Annotated in this window: 19 protein-coding genes; 8 read left to right on the top strand and 11 right to left on the bottom strand. The window is 36.9% G+C overall.

Going from position 1 to position 20,563, the window contains the following annotated elements; translation table 11 throughout:
* Positions 1-98: 98 nt before the first annotated feature.
* Positions 99-1,358: a hypothetical protein gene (locus tag GQR60_RS07290; protein WP_124992296.1), complete on the top strand. Its 1,260-nt coding sequence runs from the start codon at positions 99-101 to the stop codon at positions 1,356-1,358.
* 52 nt (positions 1,359-1,410) lie between these two features.
* Here GQR60_RS07290 and GQR60_RS07285 read toward each other — a convergent pair whose 3' ends face one another.
* From GQR60_RS07285 to GQR60_RS07265, 5 genes are read right to left on the bottom strand one after another with little or no spacing between them, the layout of a single operon-like run.
* On the bottom strand, positions 1,411-3,276 hold the full coding sequence (locus tag GQR60_RS07285) for a sensor histidine kinase (protein WP_160463435.1): 1,866 nt from the start codon (positions 3,274-3,276) through the stop codon (positions 1,411-1,413).
* A gap of 39 nt (positions 3,277-3,315) precedes the next feature.
* Positions 3,316-4,740, bottom strand: a complete 1,425-nt coding sequence (gene dacB, locus GQR60_RS07280) for a D-alanyl-D-alanine carboxypeptidase/D-alanyl-D-alanine endopeptidase (protein ID WP_160463434.1) — start codon at positions 4,738-4,740, stop codon at positions 3,316-3,318.
* Positions 4,733-4,933, bottom strand: coding sequence for an exodeoxyribonuclease VII small subunit (gene xseB, locus GQR60_RS07275; protein WP_124992293.1), 201 nt, complete (start codon positions 4,931-4,933; stop codon positions 4,733-4,735). The genes dacB and xseB overlap by 8 nt, the downstream gene beginning before the upstream one ends.
* Positions 4,934-4,943: 10 nt before the next feature.
* Positions 4,944-6,344, bottom strand: coding sequence for an exodeoxyribonuclease VII large subunit (xseA, locus tag GQR60_RS07270; protein WP_124992292.1), 1,401 nt, complete (start codon positions 6,342-6,344; stop codon positions 4,944-4,946).
* 52 nt (positions 6,345-6,396) lie between these two features.
* Complete coding sequence (locus GQR60_RS07265) at positions 6,397-7,197, bottom strand: toxin-antitoxin system YwqK family antitoxin (protein ID WP_124992291.1); 801 nt, start codon at positions 7,195-7,197, stop codon at positions 6,397-6,399.
* Between the two features lie 328 nt (positions 7,198-7,525).
* Between GQR60_RS07265 and GQR60_RS07260 the strand changes: the two genes are divergently transcribed.
* Both GQR60_RS07260 and GQR60_RS07255 read left to right on the top strand, forming a co-directional pair.
* Positions 7,526-8,212 carry a hypothetical protein gene (locus GQR60_RS07260; protein WP_124992290.1) on the top strand — a complete coding sequence of 229 codons (687 nt, stop codon included), beginning with the start codon at positions 7,526-7,528 and terminating at the stop codon, positions 8,210-8,212.
* A gap of 402 nt (positions 8,213-8,614) precedes the next feature.
* Entirely contained in the window at positions 8,615-9,370 is a 756-nt protein-coding gene (locus GQR60_RS07255) for a hypothetical protein (RefSeq protein ID WP_124992289.1), read from the top strand.
* Here the strand turns inward: GQR60_RS07255 and dcm are convergent.
* Both dcm and dnaK read right to left on the bottom strand, forming a co-directional pair.
* Positions 9,367-10,347, bottom strand: coding sequence for a DNA (cytosine-5-)-methyltransferase (dcm, locus tag GQR60_RS07250; protein WP_124992288.1), 981 nt, complete (start codon positions 10,345-10,347; stop codon positions 9,367-9,369). The two genes, GQR60_RS07255 and dcm, sit on opposite strands and share 4 nt — an antisense overlap.
* Before the next feature lie 193 nt (positions 10,348-10,540).
* Positions 10,541-12,442 (bottom strand): molecular chaperone DnaK, encoded by a 1,902-nt coding sequence (dnaK, locus tag GQR60_RS07245; protein ID WP_124992287.1) that lies wholly within the window; start codon positions 12,440-12,442, stop codon positions 10,541-10,543.
* 357 nt (positions 12,443-12,799) lie between these two features.
* Between dnaK and panB the strand changes: the two genes are divergently transcribed.
* Both panB and GQR60_RS07235 read left to right on the top strand, forming a co-directional pair.
* The gene (gene panB / locus GQR60_RS07240; RefSeq protein WP_124992286.1) at positions 12,800-13,618 is read left to right on the top strand and encodes a 3-methyl-2-oxobutanoate hydroxymethyltransferase; all 819 of its coding nucleotides are present in this window, start codon (positions 12,800-12,802) and stop codon (positions 13,616-13,618) included.
* Between the two features lie 120 nt (positions 13,619-13,738).
* Positions 13,739-14,437 carry an RluA family pseudouridine synthase gene (locus GQR60_RS07235; protein WP_191991597.1) on the top strand — a complete coding sequence of 233 codons (699 nt, stop codon included), beginning with the start codon at positions 13,739-13,741 and terminating at the stop codon, positions 14,435-14,437.
* Positions 14,438-14,508: 71 nt separating this feature from the next.
* Here the strand turns inward: GQR60_RS07235 and cdd are convergent, their stop codons facing one another.
* A complete protein-coding gene (gene cdd / locus GQR60_RS07230; protein WP_124992285.1) occupies positions 14,509-14,994 on the bottom strand; it encodes a cytidine deaminase in 486 nt (161 codons plus the stop codon).
* A gap of 320 nt (positions 14,995-15,314) precedes the next feature.
* Here cdd and GQR60_RS07225 point away from each other — a divergent pair, with 320 nt between their 5' ends.
* On the top strand, positions 15,315-16,250 hold the full coding sequence (locus tag GQR60_RS07225) for a glucosaminidase domain-containing protein (RefSeq protein ID WP_124992284.1): 936 nt from the start codon (positions 15,315-15,317) through the stop codon (positions 16,248-16,250).
* Positions 16,251-16,562: 312 nt separating this feature from the next.
* A complete protein-coding gene (locus tag GQR60_RS07220; RefSeq protein ID WP_124992283.1) occupies positions 16,563-16,904 on the top strand; it encodes a hypothetical protein in 342 nt (113 codons plus the stop codon).
* A 253-nt stretch (positions 16,905-17,157) separates the two neighbouring features.
* Here GQR60_RS07220 and GQR60_RS07215 read toward each other — a convergent pair whose 3' ends face one another.
* The 3 genes from GQR60_RS07215 to GQR60_RS07205 form a co-directional block, all read right to left on the bottom strand.
* Positions 17,158-17,538: a hypothetical protein gene (locus GQR60_RS07215; RefSeq protein WP_124992282.1), complete on the bottom strand. Its 381-nt coding sequence runs from the start codon at positions 17,536-17,538 to the stop codon at positions 17,158-17,160.
* A gap of 21 nt (positions 17,539-17,559) precedes the next feature.
* Positions 17,560-18,141, bottom strand: a complete 582-nt coding sequence (locus GQR60_RS07210) for an RNA polymerase sigma factor (protein WP_124992281.1) — start codon at positions 18,139-18,141, stop codon at positions 17,560-17,562.
* 444 nt (positions 18,142-18,585) lie between these two features.
* Positions 18,586-19,569 (bottom strand): NAD-dependent epimerase/dehydratase family protein, encoded by a 984-nt coding sequence (locus GQR60_RS07205; protein WP_124992280.1) that lies wholly within the window; start codon positions 19,567-19,569, stop codon positions 18,586-18,588.
* A 334-nt stretch (positions 19,570-19,903) separates the two neighbouring features.
* On the opposite strand from GQR60_RS07205, the gene GQR60_RS07200 reads away from it, so the two are divergent.
* A complete protein-coding gene (locus GQR60_RS07200) occupies positions 19,904-20,275 on the top strand; it encodes a hypothetical protein (RefSeq protein WP_124992279.1) in 372 nt (123 codons plus the stop codon).
* Positions 20,276-20,563 lie beyond the last annotated feature (288 nt).

Here is a 20,563-nt window from a genome sequence, read left to right as displayed (position 1 = left end):
CCTTTTGTTCTGGATACAGGAATAAAAAGCTGTTTTATAATATTCTTATAAACTAATATTCCTGTATATCTTTGTGGCGCAAAAAACTAATAAGATCTATGAAAAAAATTAACTATCTACTACTTTTAATGCTTTTCTTTGTTGGCATTCCTACCGGTAAAGCACAAGAGAAAAAACAAGACATTTCAGTTAAATTTGGAGGCTATGTGCACTCTTTATTTACCTACGATACCCGTCAGACGGTTAGTGCCCGTGAGGGATTTATCTTGCTATATCCAAAAGATGAACTTTTAGATGGAAGTGGAAAAGACATGAACAAAGGCGGCGTTTATAATATGGCTGTTATTCAGTCGCGTGTAAATGCAAAAATTGCAGGGCCTGAAATTTTAGGAGCGAAGACCAATGGTTTATTGGAAGCAGAGTTTATCGGCAATGCAGAATCGGATGTGAATGGATTGCGTTTGCGTCACGCTTTTGTAAATTTGGATTGGGGTAAGACTTCTTTGTTAATAGGACAAACATGGTCACCATTATTTGATGCTGAAATCTTTCCAACTACAGTTGGTGCCAATGCCGGATTGCCATTCAAAGCTTTTGCACGTAATCCTCAGTTGCGTTTCACTTACAAAACGGAGCATTGGAAATTACTGGCAGCTATTGCATCGGAGCGTGATTATACAAGTACCGGACCCGATGGAGCGAGTAACAAATATTTAAGAAATTCAGGATTGCCTATTCTTCAGGGACTGGTTCATTACTATGCAGGAAAGCATGTGTTTGGATTAAGTGGAGAGTTTAAAAACATCAAACCATCTTTAACAAGTACAACAGGATCGTTAGAAGATGGTAATTTAACTAAATGGAAGAATGATGAAACTCTTTCGTCGTGGGCGGTGGTTGCATCTTATAAATTGAATTTAAAACCAATTACTTTTAAGACTCAAGCTACTTATGGAACCAACTTAACTGATGTGTTAATGTTAGGTGGATATGCAGCGAAAAGTTTAAATCCTATGACTAATGAGGCCAGTTATACTGGAATAAAGGTTTTAGGTACATGGACTGATATTTCTTACCTTAAAAATAATTTTGAGTTGGCTTTACATGCCGGTTATTCCAAAAATATGGGTGCTGATGATAAAGTTATTTCAGGCATGATTTATAGCCGGGGAAAAGATATTGGAGAATTGTATCGTATTGCGCCACGGGTTGCGAAACGTTTCGAGAATTTAAAGATGGAATTGGAAGTAGAATATACAGCCGCCTCTTACGGCGACGTTACTGAGAAAGCAGAAGTTGAGAATACCCATTGGGTAGGAAATACAAGAATTTCGGTAGGCTTGTACTATTTCTTTTAAATAAGGAATTGAATTAAATACAGAAGGTGGGCAGAAATGTCCGCCTTTATTTTTAAAACGGAATGGTAAAGTAGAAAGTGGTTCCCTCATTAAGTTTCGAGGTAAACCATATTTCGCCTCCTAAAAGTTCAACCAGACTTTTACTGATTGCCAATCCCAATCCGGTACCTCCGTATGTTCTTGTATCTGCATTTAAATCAGCCTGACGGAAACGGTCGAAAATAATTTTTTGTTTGTCTTCAGATATTCCGATTCCTGTGTCTTTCACAAAAAACCGGAGGAAGTCTCCTTTAATATCATATCCAATTTCAATTGTTCCGATGTTGGTAAATTTTATAGAATTTTCGATTAAGTTATTGAAAATCTGAACCAGGCGCATTGTATCAGTATTGAATTCAGAAATGCTTTTATCGTCAGGAACTGTAGTTATAATGGAAAGATTTTTATTATCATGCAAGTCAAGTATGGCTTCGTAAATTTCATTCAGATTTACGAATAGATTATCCAGAACACATTTGTTTTTCACAATTTTTAATTGATTGGTCTCAATTTTCGAGATATCCAATATATCACTGATTAAGCGAAGCAAGTGTTTTGTGTTTCTTTGAATAATTGAGATAAAGCGGGTACGTTTTTCTTTTTCTACATAATCCCCGGCCAATAGATCGGTAAAACCCAAAATGGCATTCATTGGAGTTCGGATTTCGTGCGACATATTGGCTAAAAATGCCGATTTCAATCTACTTGATTCCTCAGCTGCTTCTTTAGCAATTTTTAGTTCTTCGTGATTGGCTTTTATTTCCAGCAAATGAGCTTTTTCTTTTTGAGCACGAACCTTTCGTAAATGCATATTAATGGTCATCACAATGATAATAATTGTAAGAAGAATCAATACTGTTAGGGTTAGAATAACAATTTCTTTGTTTTCGCGGACAAAGCTGTATGGTTCATTTATAATTCGGGAATCTTTAGGGAGTTTTGATCTGTCAATATTGAATCGAGTAAGTTGTTTGTAGTCAAAACAATTCTCGTATTTTGCCTTTTGCGAAGGAATATCATCTATACTAGTACCTGATAGGACTCTTTTTGCCATTTCAGCAACTTGTTTTCCTTGATTTCTACCGGTAATTAATGTGCCTCCTACAGCCCCGTGACCCATGTAAAAATCCCAAACACAGTAAATTGGCACCTTGCAATAAGGTATTACTTCTCTAAAACTATCTTCGTAAGTATAATACTTCCCTTCAGAGTCTCTATTGTAAAGCAGATATAAAACAATCGAATTTTTATCCAGCGAGGAGAGTTCTTTTTGAAGATTCGGCATATTATCCGGTTGAATGATTCTGTAAGGAATCAATTCTTCCATGTTTTTGATATCATCTTCAACAAATTGTGCCATGACTTTTCCTGTGGTGGTTTTGTCGCTGACGATAACAAGTTCTGAAAATTTAGGATGATTTTCCTTAATGAGATGAATGGTAGAACAAAAATTCATATTTTCGAAAACTCCGCTGTATCCTTTCGGAACGTCAATAGTTGAGTTCAAACCACAAAACAATACTGGTACAGATCCAAAAATCTGATTCTTATATTCTAATAAGAAATCATAAGCATTGTTGTCTGTAGATATAATTAAGTCGAATTTTTTATTCTTATATTTTTCCTGATAAAATTTGGCAAGCAAATTCAAATAGTTTTGCGAGAAATATCTTTTTGTATCCATATCCTCTATGTAAATAGAATAGGATAATTTGGTTGAAAATTCCCGCTTGATACTTGATACGATGGAGTCGGTCCAACTTAAACCATTGTGGTAGGAATTTAAGACTAAAATATCTTTCTGATTAGCGGAAAAACCTTTAAAACAGAAGATGAAAAGAAGGAGTACAATTGAAAAATATTGCTTTGTAATTCTCATAAACATCAAATTAAATCAGTAAACAGATGCAATCTGAAGTTAGGAATTATAAAGCTGATTTAAAAGAGTTAAAAGTTTAATATTTACAGCAGATGATGAGCAGGAATAATTATTAATTAAAATGCTTACAGAGTATTCTTTCCCTGATTTTGTTGTTAGATAGCCACAATAAGTTCTTACGCCGGTCATCGAGCCGGTTTTAGCTTTCCAGTTCCCTTGCAGATCACTATTCCGACCAAATGATTTTAAAGTCCCTGATATCCCGGAAACAGGCAATGAAGAGCTAAACTCATTTGAATACCTGCTCCGATACATGATTCTTAAAACCTGATCGAAAAAGTCTGCAGAAACAGCGTTGAAGTGGGAGAGTCCGCACCCATCATACAGTGACAGGTATTTTGTGGGAAGACCTTTTTGATTCCAGAAATTTTTAACAGCTTCAATCCCGTTTTCCCAGCTTGCCTTTCCTGATTCTTTTGCTCCAATCTCGAAAAGCAGATGATCGGCAAAAAGGTTGATGCTTTTTTGATTGGTAAGGGTTATAATATCTTTCAGCTTCGGAGAATTCAAATTAAGAAGCAAATTTCTTTCTTTAGCCGGAAAAACCTTGTTTTCGATTGAGATTCCTACTTTCAGAAATGATTGATTCAGAGATTCGATTAAACAGTTTTTTGGCTGCAAAAGGGCACCTTTCACTTTAAACTGGGCTCTGTTTTGTGGAATGCTGCCTTCAATTCTTCGCTGATTACTGGTATTTCCTCCAAAAATATAGGCCAAATCGCGATTAACAGCTGAGCTGATTACCTGATTGTCGAAAAACAATCCTGTGTTTTGCGGTTCTGTTTTTGTCAATTGTGTTGCAGTGCCGGCTTTTCCCGATGAAAAAAACAGGCTGTACATATTATCATGAAAGCTAAGTCCGTTGGGAATTGCACCGTAGTAATTTCCAATATCTTCCCAGATCCATGTTGCTGGTATTTTGGCTTCAATATAAGAGTCGTCAGCCAGTATTTTTCCTTTAATTTTCCGGATGCCAAGAGCCTTTATTTTCTCTGCAATCTGTTGCTCAATCGGTTTTTCGTTCTCAAAATATTTCGATCCCAGTGTTGGATCTCCAAAACCTTTTACAATCAGGTTTCCGGCAAGAGTTCCGTTTTTAAGAAGTTCTCCGTTGGTTTCAATTTGCGTTGTAAACTGATAATTGCTTCCTAAAATCTCCAGGGCAGCTGCTGTTGTAATTAATTTTTGTGTTGATGCGGGAGTCAAAGCCAAATGAGCTTGGTTCGATGCTAAATTTTTACCTGTTTTCACATCCGAGACTACAATTCCTATTCCGGCCGAATAAAAACAGCTGTCCGATACAAACTCATTCACGTAAGTCTGTAATTTATTAGGCCCGGGTTTCTGAGCTTCACAAGAAATTCCCAATAAGGAAACAATGAAAACAAGCAGTAATTTATTCATCCATTTCATTTAAAATTTTCTCAACTTCTTTTTCGGTGTTGTGAAGCTTCTCTTTGCAAATTACAAGAAGCTCCGAAACCCGTTTTACCTTTTCCGATAAATCATCCACATCCAGCTCGTCATTTTCGATGGAAGCAATGGTTTCTTCAATTTCGGTAATTGCATCGCGGTAGCTTGTCTTTTTTTTAGCCATTTGTATTTAATTAAGTCGTTTTAGTTTTCTTTTTCCGATTGATTTTTTGAACCTGACTTTCAACGCTTCCGTTGGCAAACCGGGTTTCAATAATGTCGTGGGGCGATAGCTGATCAATATCCTTTATTATTTTTCCTTCTTTCAAACTCAAGGTATATCCTTTTTTCAGAATATGATCAGGATTAAGATATTTTACCGATTGCCCGAATAATGACAGATGGTGTTTCTGCTGCTCAATCTGTCTTTTAATCTTGGTTTTAAGTTTTATCTGCAACTGACTGATAAGCGTTTTTTGATTTTCAATTCTTCGTTCTGTAGAATACTGAAATTGTGAATTCAGTCTTTGCTGATAATGAAATTGATCACCCAGCAAATGAGTACCGGCAGTTTTTAGTCTCTGTTTGGCTGCACTCAGCTGATTCGATTTCCGTTCCAGTATCTGACTCACCATGGGCGAGAATTTGTTGGTTAAGTGCACCAGTTTTTCCGATGAGGATAAAAGAACTTCATTCACCTCTTCTAAAAATTGCTCGCGTAAACCATTCTGATATTCTCTGCATTCGTCAAAACAATCAATTAAGAATTCGGCTGCTGCAGTTGGTGTTTTTACTTTGGTATGAGCCACCAAATCAACAATCGTTTCATCTCTTTCGTGTCCGATACCAGAAATTACCGGCATTGGAAATTGAGCAATGTTAAAAGCCAGCCAATAGCTGTCAAAACAATTCAAATCTGCCTGCGAGCCGCCACCACGAATAATCACGGCAGTATCAAATACATCTTCGTACTCATTTATTTTATCGAGAGCAGCAATTATCGATTCTTCGGCATTATTTCCCTGCATAACAGCCGGAAACAATTTGTAGTGGAATTTGTAGCCGAAAGAGTTGTTGTCGAGCTGATTTGTGAAGTCGTCGTAGCCTGCAGCCGTAGGCGAGGAGATGATGGCAATGCATTTTGGAATCTCAGGAAAAACCAGTTCCTTATTCATTTCCAACACACCTTCTTCATCCAGCCGCGCAATAATTTCTTTTCTCCGCCGGGCCATGTCACCCAAAGTGTAGGTAGGGTCAATGTCTTTGATATTTAAGGAGAAACCATAAATTTCCTGAAACTCAACACTTACATTTACCAATACTTTTATTCCTGATGAAAAAGGCTGACCTGTTGTTGTTTCGAAGTAAGGTTTCAGCATTCGAAAGGTGTAGGACCAAATGGTAGCTTTTGCTTTCGCAATAATCTGATCGCTGTTTTCATCTTTTTCAACCAGTTCCAGATAACAATGTCCGTTTTGATTGTAACGCAGTTCACTAATTTCAGCCACAATCCAAACGCCCGAAGTAAATGTTTCAGAAAGGATATTTTTTATTTGCTGATTCAGCTGAAAAAGACTGATTCCTTTTTGGCTCATCTACTTATAATTAATGAAGTTGTGTTTCGGAGAATGGTAAATATGCAGGTGTTTATCTCATTTGCGAGCGAAGATAGGAATCCGGATCGTCAACAAATTTTTCAGGATCGATTAAATGGTCTTTTTGTTTCTCCATTTCCTCTAATTTTTTCTGTTGAATACTATCCAATTCATCCTGATTGGCGGCGATGCCGTTTTTGTATTCTATATTGAAAAGAAGCTCCCCTTTTTCAGAATAAAAATACCATTCTCCGTCGCGCTTGTTGTTTTTGTACGTGCCGCTAAATTCAATCACTCCATTTGGGAAGTACGATTGAGTGATGCCATCTAAATTTCCGGAGCTGTAATTTGCCTCCAAATATGTTTTTCCATTTTCAAAATAACGTTTCCAGATCCCATGTCGTTTGCCATTTAGGAAGCTAAGGGTTTCGGCAGGGTTTCCGTTTTTAAAGTAGTACACACTTTCACCATTTTTTATTCCCCCGGTAAATGTTTCGCTGGCGCGGATGTTTTTATTCTTATCGAAGTACACCCAAATGCTATCTTTTTTCGATTGTATGAAATTTCCTTTTGCAATTAATCCTGCGGATTCATTGTAAAGAATAGCTTTCGCTTTTTGTCCTTCACTGGTAAAAAATAATTCAGCTTTTAAATTGCCGTTTTCGTGATAACGTTTCATTTCTCCAATAGGGTAATTATCTTTAAAAGTACCGGAGTATTTAAGTCTGCCATTGGTGTGTGATTTTTCCCATACACCTTGTTTGTTCCCCAGCTCATCGGTTTTGTTAATTTGCTGTGCAAAGTTTAGCAGTGGCAAAAGGATAAAGGCGAATAATAGTATTTTTTTTGTCATCTTATTTTTATTGGGTCTATACAAAACTAATAAAAGATTGATTGATGCTAAAAAAAACAGATGGCTTTTCCCGTTAAAATCAAGACCTTTTACTGAGCGACTCTAAAAACATGTTGTACATCATTTTTAATATTTTTACGATCGTGCTGATTTTTTGTATTTTATGAGTCGGAAATGATCGAATCTTGTGTAATTATGTTATGAATTACAGAAAGATTATTTCTTTAATTTTCGATGCTGTTTTATAAAAGATTCTGTAAGTGGTGAGATAGAATAACAGCAAAGAAAGAGAGTGTAAAATGTATGCATAACTAACAAAAATGGTGGTATGGAAACAATAGATTTTCCTTTTAGTTTTGATGAAATGCCGGTGGCGGCAAAATTCTTGCTGGATAGTTACACCCGGGATATGGCAGATTTCAACAGAATGTATCCTATATTCGATGAGACTTTTAAAGCCCGTGTAAGTGAACAAATTCAGCGGGCAAAAGAATATGTGAATTGTGGTCCCGAGGGAGTACAGATTCAAAACCTTCGTTCTGGAATTTATAAACGGATAGAATCTCTGAACAACATGATACTTGAGGTTCAGGATAACTTCCCGGTATCCCGGATAAACGAATTTGATCAAATTGTAGAAATCATTGAAAAGAAGGATTTGAAAGCCATTCTCACAGTGATTCCAAAATTCATAGTGCAGTTGGAAGCGAATATTCCCCGCGAAAATGCCGAGGTAACCCAAACGATTATAGAGAAAATTTTGACACTTTTTCAGGTGCTCAAATTAAATAGAATAGAACTCAATCGTTTGCTTAACTCCAGAGGTTTGCTTAAAGAAGAAGTATTTCGCTGTTTGAATCATTTGTGGGCAACCATGCAGGATATTATGGAGATAGGACAGGATTTGTATAGAAAATCAGATCCTATGAAATGCGTGGAGTACGAATCGAACTACTTAAAAATGAAAGTGAAGAGTTTTTGGTTGCATACCAGTCAGGATTTGGTAACAAAGTAACACTTCACGATTCGTTAAACTCTAAATAAAATACAAAGCCCGTTTTATCATTCAAAACGGGCTTTTTGCTTAAATACAAATTTGATTTAGCCTGTTTAAACAATACTGTGTTGTTCTCTATTTAGTTAAGCTATAACTCTTGGAGAATTAGTTGTAAGTTTACTTTGTTTACGGATTATTGTTTTGTAGCTTCAAGGAAGCCGGTTATAAATGCTGTAAGATTTCCCTGCTAAATCAGGCATCGGTTAATCCGGCGCTAAGCGCGTTAATTGAGCAATTGGATAATCACATTGCCAAGAGCAAGGCCAGTGCCCGTTTGTCTGACTCTTTAAATGGGAAAGAGGAGATCAGCAAAGAAGATTGAGACTAAATACAATTTGTCTTTATCATGAATCTAAAACAATGAAATTAGAGCTTAAAAATTCCTGTGAATATTTTATAACTGCTAAAAGAGAATTTAAAGCAGTTGCAATCGACCGTACTACAATTGTTGCTTGTTTTGATTTTGCATGGTGCATGGTTTTTGGGGAAGGTCATCATCGAAAGCATCGCTCGGGAGGAAAACAGGAAAGGAATAAGGGTGAATTGTTTGCGAATACTTTTCAGGGGAAATTGGCCGAATTTGTTACCTACAGGGAGCTGTTGAAAAGAGGTTTTACAAGCATTAATAAACCTGACACCGGTATTTACGGCAAAGGCATTTGGGACGATGCAGATTTAGAATGCCGGGGCAAAAGAATCAATATTAAATCGGCGGCATTTTTTTCCAATTTGTTACTGCTCGAAGCAAAAGACTGGAATAAGAAAGGGGAGTACATTCCTAATTTGGCGAACGGCACCAACCAACACTACGATTTCTTTTTACTGGTGAGGAGTAAGCCGGATATTAAAAAACTGTTGAAACGTCATCTGTTTTTTTACACGAACGAATTTGATTCTGAGCAGTTGAAAGAGATAATATTGGGTGAGAAATGGACTTTCGATTTTGCGGGTGTTTGCACTCAGCAAACCATCAGGTACATTATTGGTGAAGGTTATTTGTTGCCTCAAAATTCTTTGTTGAACGGCAAAATAAAAATGGATGCAGCCAATTACTACATCCAGTGCGGTGATTTAAAGGAATTCGATTTTCTGATTTGTGAATTGAAAAAGCTCTAGTTAGGGCTCATTTTGCAGTCTATTCCATTGATTGCTTTCAATATGTTTTCGGCAATTTTCTCGATAACCGGAACACTCACCGAGTTGCCGGCTTGTTTGTAGAGGTGTGAGTTGGCAATCTCAGGCAAAATATAAGTATCGGGAAAGCCCTGAAACTTAAAACACTCTTTGGGCGTTAATTTTCTGATTCCGAACTCTGTTTTTATTAAGGGTACATTGTGTCCGCCAGTGCCCATATTGGCCGTTAAAGTGGGGCAGACATCCGATTTGTTCTCTCTTACATATTGTCTTCGGAACTGATATACGGTATCTTCTCTTGTGATATCGTTCTGTAGCATTTCAAACATGTACTTGTCTTCGCGGTAATAAAATTTCTCATCTACTTTACCTTTCAGGAATACACTTTTTACCTTTCGGGTTAATGTTTCTTTGGCCGGAAAATCGAAGTATTTATAATTGTCGGGGTACACATTTTTATCGAAGCCGATGATGAAAATCCGTTCCCTGTTGTGTGGAATATTGCCGTAATCTTTTGTGTTCAGTACTTTGGAGTGAAAAGAATAGTTTCTCTTTTCGATTTCGTTCCGAATTACTTTAAAGGTATTCCCCTTATCGTGCCCAACCAGATTTTTCACATTTTCGAAGAACAAAACTTTGGGTCTCATTTCGTCTACAAAATCGAGCATTCTAAAAAAATGATTTCCCCGGTTATCGCCGAATCCCTTTCTGTAGCCTGCCACCGAAAAAGGCTGACAGGGAAAACCACCGGCAAGCACATCTACTTTATTCAGGCTGCTGATATCAATTTCCATGATATCGCCTTCAATCAGTTTGTGAGTGAAATTTTCACGATAGGTAACACAGGCGTTTTTGTCATATTCATTGGCCCAGGAAACAGCAAAACCTGAGTTTTTAAATCCCAGACAAATTCCGCCAACACCCGCATATAAACTCCCAACCGTAAATTTGTTCTTCATAATTCTGATAATTGTAGTTTGCGAAAATAGGGGTTTTTATTGAAAAATGAGAACAGAAACAGGATAAAGGAGAGTGGAAAATAAGAATGAGTAACCGGCCTGCAGGTGAAAGTAAGAATCAGTTACAATCTGTACAAATAAAAAATGGCGGTCAAATTAATTTGACCGCCATTTGCTTTTATCTGAAGTTGAATTATTTCACTTCTTCGAAGTCTACATCAGTAACTTCGTCATTTTTGGCTGCACCTTCAGCTTGTGGTTCGCCTTGTGGCTGACCAGCCTGAGCATCTTGTGCCTGAGCGTTGTACATCTCCTGAGAAGCGGCCTGGAAAACAGTGTTCAATTCTTCAACAGCAGCATTACATGCATCAACATCCTGAGCTGCGTGAGCAGTTTTCAATTTAGCCAAAGCATCTTCAATAGGTTGCTTTTTGTCAGCAGGAAGTTTATCGCCGATTTCTTTCAATTGCTTTTCAGTCTGGAAAATCATACTGTCAGCTTTATTCAGAGCATCAACTTTTTCTTTTGCAGCAGTATCAGCAGCTTCGTTTTCTTTAGCTTCCTGTCTCATTCTTTCGATTTCAGCATCAGATAATCCCGATGAAGCTTCGATACGAATACTTTGCTCTTTTCCAGTTCCTTTGTCTTTTGCAGAAACATGAAGAATACCATTCGCGTCAATATCAAAAGTAACTTCGATTTGAGGAATTCCTCGAGGTGCTGGTGGAATGCTGTCTAAATGGAAACGGCCAATTGTTTTGTTGCCGTTAGCCATCGGACGCTCACCCTGAAGAATATGAATTTCTACAGAAGGCTGGTTGTCAGCAGCAGTTGTAAAAGTTTCAGTTTTCTTTGTAGGAATTGTTGTATTCGACTCAATTAATCTTGTCATTACACTTCCCATTGTTTCGATTCCCAATGAAAGAGGAGTAACATCTAAAAGAAGTACATCTGTTACATCACCGGAAAGAACACCACCTTGAATTGCAGCACCAACTGCAACCACCTCATCAGGATTAACACCTTTTGAAGGAACTTTTCCAAAGTAATCCTCAACCAGTTTCTGAATAGCAGGAATACGGGTAGATCCACCCACTAAAATTACTTCGTTAATGTCGGATGTTGAAATACCAGCATCTTTAAGTGCCAATTTACATGGTGCAAGAACAGCTTGAATCAATTTATCTGACAATTGCTCGAATTGTGAACGTGATAATGATTTAACAAGGTGTTTTGGAATACCGTCAACCGGCATAATATATGGCAAATTGATTTCAGTACTTGTAGAACTTGAAAGCTCAACCTTAGCTTTTTCAGCAGCTTCTTTCAAACGCTGAAGAGCCATTGGATCTTTACGTAGGTCAATTCTTTCATCAGCAAGGAAACTTTCAGCCAACCAGTCAATAATCACCTGATCGAAATCATCACCACCAAGGTGAGTATCACCGTTAGTTGATTTTACTTCGAATACACCGTCACCTAATTCAAGAATAGAGATATCGAAAGTACCACCACCAAGGTCAAATACAGCGATTTTCATATCCTGAGCTTTCTTATCAAGACCATATGCCAATGCAGCGGCAGTAGGCTCGTTGATAATACGTTTTACTGTAAGACCGGCAATTTCACCAGCTTCTTTAGTAGCCTGACGTTGTGAATCGTTGAAATAAGCAGGAACAGTAATTACTGCCTCGGTTACTTCTTGTCCTAAATAGTCTTCAGCAGTTTTCTTCATTTTTTGAAGAACCATTGCTGAAATTTCCTGTGCAGAATATTTACGGTCATCAATTTCAACACGTGGAGTGTTGTTATCACCTTTGATTACTTTATAAGGAACGCGACTAATTTCTTTAGTCACTTTATCGTAACTTTCTCCCATGAATCTCTTGATAGAAGAAATTGTTTTTGTTGGATTTGTAATAGCCTGACGTTTTGCAGGATCTCCAACTTTTCTTTCACCGTTTTCTATAAAAGCAACAATAGATGGTGTTGTTCTTTTACCTTCGCTATTAGGAATAACAACAGGCTCGTTACCCTCCATTACAGAAACACAAGAGTTGGTTGTTCCTAAGTCAATTCCAATTATTTTACCCATTTTTAGTATTTATTTAATGTTTTAATTCTATTACTTGTTTGGGATGTTTGTTTCATCCGATATCAATTTATCAAAGCCTGTGCCATTAGTTATTTTGCCAAAAGAAATGTTATTCTGGCATCGGCAGCCGAAATTTTACTCATTCGTCTGACATGTTTTCTGCCAAAAAGACAGAACAGTCTGATTATGCATTAAGAATTATTAATGACGAATTGAGGGCTGTCCGGAAATAATTTTTACGCTTTTGCCTTTCTTCTTTTATCTTGTAGCTTTTGCCTTATTTTATAACTTTGCAATTCAATATTCATTATTGTTGGTTAGATTTGATTAACCAAACTAATATCAAAAAATTTAAAAATGTCAATCCATAAAGAATCCGCAAAGAGAGTAACTACACATGTACTTTCTGAAATGAAGTTAAAGGGCGAGAAGATCTCCATGCTTACTTCGTATGATTATTCCATGGCACTAATTGTTGACAGAGCAGGTGTAGATGTAATTCTGGTTGGCGATTCGGCTTCAAATGTAATGGCCGGACACGAAACTACTTTGCCAATTACCTTGGATCAGATGATTTATCATGGTGCATCGGTTGTAAAAGCTGTGCAAAGAGCATTGGTTGTTGTCGATCTGCCGTTTGGAACTTATCAGGGAAATTCGAAGGAAGCTTTGAACTCATCCATCCGAATTATGAAAGAGGCCAGTGCCGATGCAGTGAAGCTGGAAGGTGGCCGCGAAGTTTTGGAATCGGTGAACCGGATTCTTTCTGCAGGAATTCCGGTAATGGGGCATTTGGGCTTAACCCCGCAGTCTATTCATAAATTTGGAACCTATGCGGTTCGCGCCAAAGAGGACGAAGAAGCCGAAAAATTGGTTGAAGATGCTAAACTGTTGGAGGAAGCAGGATGTTTTGCCATTGTTTTAGAAAAAATTCCCGCCACCTTAGCAGCTAAGGTCGCTCAGAGTGTTGCAATTCCAATAATTGGAATTGGTGCCGGTGGCGGTGTTGATGGTCAGGTTTTGGTGATTCATGATATGTTGGGAATTACTCAGGAGTTTTCTCCGCGTTTCTTACGAAGATATCACAACTTATTTGCTGAAATACAAGGAGCTGTAGAGACTTATATTGGTGATGTAAAATCAAGGGATTTCCCGAATGAGAGAGAGCAGTACTAAAAGCAGAAGGAACGGGAATAAAGTCTAAGGCATCAAGTATCAGATCCGATGATAAGTATCAAGTCTTTTTTCTTATCTTTGCGCGCTTTCATTTGAAAATTAAATAAATAAGGAGTACCAATGGCGAAAGAACAATTGGATATATTATTCGAAGACAATCATATAATTGCTGTAAATAAAAAGTGTGGTGATATTGTGCAGGGTGATAAATCGGGCGACGAACCTTTAAGCGAAAAGGTAAAAGCCTATATAAAGGAGAAATACAACAAGCCCGGAGATGTTTTTTTAGGTGTACCACATCGTATCGACAGACCCGTTAGTGGTGTTATTGTGTTTGCCAAAACCAGCAAGGCTTTAACCCGTTTAAGTCTGATGTTTCAGCAAAAGGATAAGGAAATCAGTAAAATATATTGGGCAATTGTTCAAAACTGTCCAAGACTCGAGGAAGAAACATTAACTCATTACTTGTTGAAAAACGAGGAGAAGAACAAAACCAATGTTTTCGATAAATTGAAACACGGAGCTAAGGAAGCAACTTTAGAATATAAGTTACTGACTCGTTCTCAGAAATATTTTATGCTCGAAGTTAAATTGCACACCGGTCGTCATCATCAGATTCGTGCGCAGCTGGCTAAAATTGGTATTCCAATCCGCGGTGATTTAAAGTACGGAGCTCCACGGTCTAAAACCGGTGGTGGAATTGGTTTGCACGCCAGGGAAATATCATTTATTCATCCTGTAAAACAAGAGCCGATTCGAATTGTTGCTCCTGTTCCCAAGAATGATAATCTTTGGAAAGATCTGGCGAATCAGCTATAAGCAAAAGACCAGTTGAAAAAAAAATAAATGGCTAAATCGTCAGCAAGTGCAGATGATTTAGCCATTTTTTATTATTCATCCAGCATTTCTTTTTCAAAATACAAGGGAAGCATTTCTTTTACGGTTTCAACAATTCTGATCTTTTTCTCACCATACAAAATCAATTTGATAGGCTGATTGAATCTTTCTTCTGTTTCCAATAATACCTGTCGGCAAGAGCCACATGGAGGAATCGGATTTCCTGAAAATGAGCCATTGGTGCGTGCAGTAACTGCAATTGCTTTAACGGCTGAATCGGGAAATTTTGAATTGGCATAGAACATGGCAACACGCTCGGCACACAGGCCGGAAGGATAAGCTGAATTCTCCTGATTATTTCCTTGAATGATTTCATCATTTTCGAGAAGAATGGCTGCTCCAACACTAAATTTTGAATAGGGTGAATAGGAGCGGAGAGCTGCTTCTTTGGCATTTTTAACCAATTCTTGTTCTTCCAGAGGTAATTCATCTACCGAATCGTATTCGAATACAGTTGTAATTATTTGGGTTTTCTTCATTTGTTATTCTGTTTGCTCAGATTGTTTTTACGAATTGTTGGTATTTCCGCTTAAAGAAATGGAAGCTTGTATCCATTATCAAACGGCAATTAAATCAATACTTTCTGAAATTTAAACATTTTTTCAATAATTATAATAAACAAGCAAGAATAGGCGTTTCCATACATCAGAAACAGATTGTTAATTAAATTAATTGTTTAAAGTAACGGAGGATAACAGGATTGTTATATTTTTATGGTTGTTTTGGAAATCGCGACTAATATATACATAAATAGATTGATTTCCCATTTTTCACACACGATTCAAAAAACCTAAAGCGAATGAAGAGAGTTTTCCTATATATCGTACTGAGTTTTGTTCTTGGTACATCTGTATTTGCAAAAGACTTAACCCGAAAACAATACATCGAAAAATATAAGGATTTAGCTGTTCGCGAAATGCTGCGAACAGGAATTCCGGCTAGTATTACTTTGGCTCAGGGTTTACTTGAATCCGGAAACGGCAACTCAATACTGGCAAAAAAAGGCAATAATCATTTCGGAATTAAGTGTCACGACTGGACCGGTCCGAGTATGAAAATGGACGATGACCGCAGAAATGAGTGTTTTAGAAAGTATGATCATGCCTATGATTCTTATAAAGATCATTCTCAGTTTTTAACCACCCGCTCGCGTTATGCATTTCTGTTTAAATATGGTTCCAATGATTACAAACGTTGGGCTCATGGCTTAAAAAAAGCAGGATACGCTACCGATCCTCAATATGCTCATCGATTGATAAAAATTATTGATGAGGAGAATTTGCATCAGCTTGATCAAAAAGGGAAAGGGGAAGATCTGATTATTGAAAAACCTACAGGAACCGATCTGGCAGATATTGATTCCTATTTGGAAATTGATCCGTTTGGAGCACGCTTGGAAATTGCGAATGGAGTACATTATATAATCACCAAAAAAGGCGATACATTCTATAGTATTGAGAAAAATTTAGGGGTAAGCCGAAAGAAACTTCTGAAGTATAATGATCTTCCCAGAAATCATATTCTACAGCTCAATCAACGTTTGTATTTGCACAACAAGCGCGGAAGAGCAGCCAGAGGTTATAATTTCCACAGGGTGAAAGAAGGGGAAAGCTTGTATAGTATTGCGCAGGAATACGGAGTTCGGTTGAAGAGAATCCGAAGATTTAATGGAGTAGATAAGAATTACAAGCCCGATACTGGAGAAAGAATCTGGTTAAGAAATAAAAAGAGATAGGCAATACCAAATTAAGATCAAAATTGATCTTATAAAATAGTGCTTATAGAATCAAGTCATAGCCTGACAAGAACGGCTTGTATATAGTCAGAGCATGACAAGCTGATATTTTAAGCAGGCTGTTGATATTAAATTGGTACAATTAAATCCGGTTCGAAAGAATCGGATTTTTCATTGATTAGGTTTTTTCTTATGTTTTACATAAATTTAAAATTAGAAAGAAAGATAATGGAGTATCAATCACCTAAGGGAAATCGTGGATATTTGCATCAGTATTTTGCATTTTTAATTTTATAACTAAATCGAAAACAAATGAGACAGCTTTTTTTTATTGTTCTTTTAGCAATTTTTGCCGGTAGTTGTGCAATAACTCAAACTACTGTTACGCCACCACCTAATGTAAACGTGCCCAAGCATGCTGTTTTTATTTCGCAATCGGGAACTCAGGATTATTTAATGCAAACAGTGCTGGATTTGAAGAACAATGAAATGGTGGTGTTGAGTTATAATTATAATTATCTGTCAACTGTAATTAGAACAGGTATTTATTTAAATCCTGATGATTACAAAGGGGGGCAGCTTATAGGAACAGATGCACCGTTTAAAGAAGAAGTGGAAGAAAACAAAACGGAAACTTCAGAAAAAAATAAATAAATTAAAAATAGGGCAATCCAATAGCAGATTGCCCCATTTTATTTTGAACTATTTTAAGTTTGAAATTCTCAAAGCTTAGATTGCAAACTTGGATTTTCAAATTTCATCTATTAGCTCATCCTATCCTTCTCTTGAAGTAGAAGAGAACGCATCTTCGATTTTAATTGTGAGTATAAACAAGATTTTGTTGATCCAGTATTTATTTGGAATGCTGCTCCCCTTCACATTTAGAAAAAGGGGTTGTGGGATGGTTTTATTCTTCCAATTGATCCTTTGTGCGGCTCAGCAGCAGTACATCGGCTACCTGAATCGAAAGAATACAAAGCACACCAAACAGAAGAGGATATTTGTACGTGAAAACCAGTTCGAGAATGACATCCACTTTCGCTGATTTTAAATAGTAAAGCAGGCCAAAAGCGATTCCGGGAATGCCAAGATATCCTAAAGTCATCATTAACATACGCAGCAATGCCTCTTTAACCGATTTTTGTTTTTCCACCTTTTCGGTCACTAAATCGGCAAAATCCTGAGGAATCGAAACCGAAAAATCCTGCTCAAGACTCTCGGTAAGCAGTTCATCAATCAGTTTTAATTCATCAAAATTCCAGTTTTCTTCAGCATTTTCGAAATTCATATTCATATCTGTATTAAAATCTCAAAGTTCTTTCCTATCATATCTTGAATCTCTTTTCAATTCGCTTTTCACCAACATTTCTTTCAGCATTTTCCGGGCTCTAAAAATATAGTTCTTCACCGTACCTTCCGGTAACCCTGTAATTTCAACAATCTCATTGTATCCATATTCCTCCAAATGATACAAACTCAAAACCGTTTTGTATTGAGCCGGCAGTCTGTCAACCATTTGCCGAACCATCTCCTTTAACTCTTTTTTCTGCGTCAATTGCTCCGGATTTTCATCTGAAACTCTGCTGTGTTGAAACAATTCGTATTGCGATTCTCCAATATCTACATCGGGCTTTCGCTTTTTTAAATGATTCACCGATACCCGGTAAGCGATGGTTGCAATCCAGGTCGAAAGTTTCGAATCACCTCTAAATTCAGGCAGTTTTTGATGCACTTTTATAAAAACTTCCTGTGCTACATCCTCCAAATCTTCCTGCTGATTCAACAATCTTCCGGCTACATGAAACACCAATCGCTCGTACTGCTTCACCAAGTATCGGAAAGCTTGAGGATTGCCATTACATATTTGTTGTATCAGCTCGGTTTCGTTCATCTTTGATGGAGTAGACAAGCACTCTCATTTATTTGTTGCACGATATCGCAATTAAATTTCACATTCTTTTGGCGTTCCCCTTCGGGTCGGGTCATCCGCTATTACTCCTCGTTCGTACCTCACTGCGGGGTATGCGCTTCTACCCCTAACGCACCCCACACACGAAAGCAATTAGTAATAAATATAAAACAATTCCGGTACTGATCTGTTGATCTACCTATCCTATCCTTCTCCTGAAGGAGAAGAGAACACATCTTTAATTTTATTGGTGAGAATAAGAAGATTTTGTTGATCCAATCTTTATTTGGAGTGAGACTCCCCTTCACCTTTAGGAGAAGAGGCCGGGGGATGAGGTCTTTTTGACGAATTTTAAATCCTAAATCCCAGATTGCAAATTCGGGACAGTTGATTTCCTCATCCTATCCTTCTCTTTTAGAAAAAGGATTATAAGGCCTTATAGGCATTTAAAATATTATCAATCTTGGCATTGGTTTCAGGATTAATAAATTTCATATCCGGATTTTGATTCAGCCATTTTAAGGTTCTTTTTATTCCATTGGAAAATGAGATTGCAGCCTTAAATTCCGGCACAAAAGTTTTGATCTTTGTATTATCAAAAATGACACTTTCACTTTTATCGGCAAGCAGCGTTCCTGTAAAAGAAGGTTCTGTTTTACAAATAAAATCAGAAGCAATATGCACCACCTTTGCTTCACAACCTAAACTGTCAGCTAAAATTTTATAAATCATGTTCCAACTTAAAATTTCGTCGGAAGTAATATGAAAAGCATGTCCTATGGCTTGTGTTAAACCCAATAAGCCAACCAATCCTTTTGCAAAATCATCAGAATGGGTTACAGTCCATAATGAAGTTCCGTCGCCGTGAATAATAATACTTTTTCCTTTTAAAATTCGGTCAGCAGTTGTATATTCTTTAAATCCCCCAATGGCAATAGGAATCACAGTATCATATGTTAATGAAGGGCGCACAATTGTAACAGGGAAATTTTCTTCCTGATAAGCTTTCATTAATCGCTCTTCACATTTAATTTTGTTATTAGCGTAATCCCATAAATTATTACTTAAAGGAGTCGATTCAGTAATTACAGGGTAACTTAGAGGTGTTTGATAGCACGAAGCAGAACTTATAAAAATGTATTGTTTGGTTTTTCCTTTAAAAAAGGCAATATCACGTTCAATATCATCTGGTGTAAAGGCAATCCAGTTTACAACAGTATCCCAGTTGTGTTTTTTCAGGTCGGTTACCTCATTAATTTTATTAATATCACCTACCAGAACTCTAGCGCCTGATATTTTCCGGATTGTATTCCCTCTGTTCAGGTGATAAATTTCAATTCCTTTTTCAATGGCTAATTGGGTGGATGAAGTACTTATGTTTCCTGAACCTCCTATAAATAATACTTTCATTTTTGGCTGTTGAAAGGTTAATAAAATCTTGATTAGCAAGATAAAAATAAATTAATAGTAAAAGTCACACCTTTAATCTTTCTTATTTCTGTAATTTAAATTAGGTCTTTTATTTTCTTCTGCGTTGAGGTTGGTAATGATGTGGGTTTTGCTTCGGGTTCCCGTTAGCATTTATAAATAATAAATACACTCAATAGGTAGTTTTTGAGTGAAGATTTATTTTTCGGACAAGTCCTGGGGAATGAGGTGTAAAAAACAAAAACTTTTTGCAACATTCTTTTAAGCACCATGGTCTAATAGAGCAAACACATTCAGAAACTTAAAAATTTTAAATATGAATTTAGGAGAATTGTTAATGGCGGCAGTGGTGTTCTTTAGTATCATCACCTTTGTGAAAATTTTATCGGCACACTTTTTAAAGCGTAAAATTATTAAAACAGGACACTTCGAGAGAGCAGGTATTTTGGAGCAAGATGCTGAAATAGAAGTAAAAAAACAAGTAAAATATGATTTGTATCCAGCTTTAAAATGGGGCCTGGTTGCATTTTTTGGCGGACTTGGATTCATTGTTATGGAATTGTTGGCGGCTTCAAATCCAATGTTTAAGCAATATGATAGCGCAATGCCTTACGGAATCTTTTTTGTTTCGATATCAATTGGTTTCTTGTTGTATTATTTAATTATGAGCAAAAAAGTAAAAGAGTAAACTTCTTTATCTATCATAGTCAAAGTAAAACCTCCGGGGGCAAGATGATTTGCTGGCGGAGGTTTTTTTAATATGCTAATATTATTTGAGAGGATTAAAACTCGTCTGTTTCAGGTGACGAATTTAGTTTGGGACTATAAGGTTTACCCTTCTGTCAAAAAGCAAGTCCCGGTATTAAAATTCCCGGTACTTAAAAGTGAATTCCCTATGCTTAAAAGTGCTTTCCCAGTACTAAAAAGTTCCTCTACATTTAAAAGAGTGTTTTTCCCAATGGATATTTCGGTGTAA

It is taken from the genome of Labilibaculum euxinicum (assembly GCF_009795715.1).
Classification (GTDB): domain Bacteria; phylum Bacteroidota; class Bacteroidia; order Bacteroidales; family Marinifilaceae; genus Labilibaculum; species Labilibaculum euxinus.
Note: the sequence above shows the minus strand (reverse complement) of the source record. Positions and strands in the feature narration are given on the sequence as shown.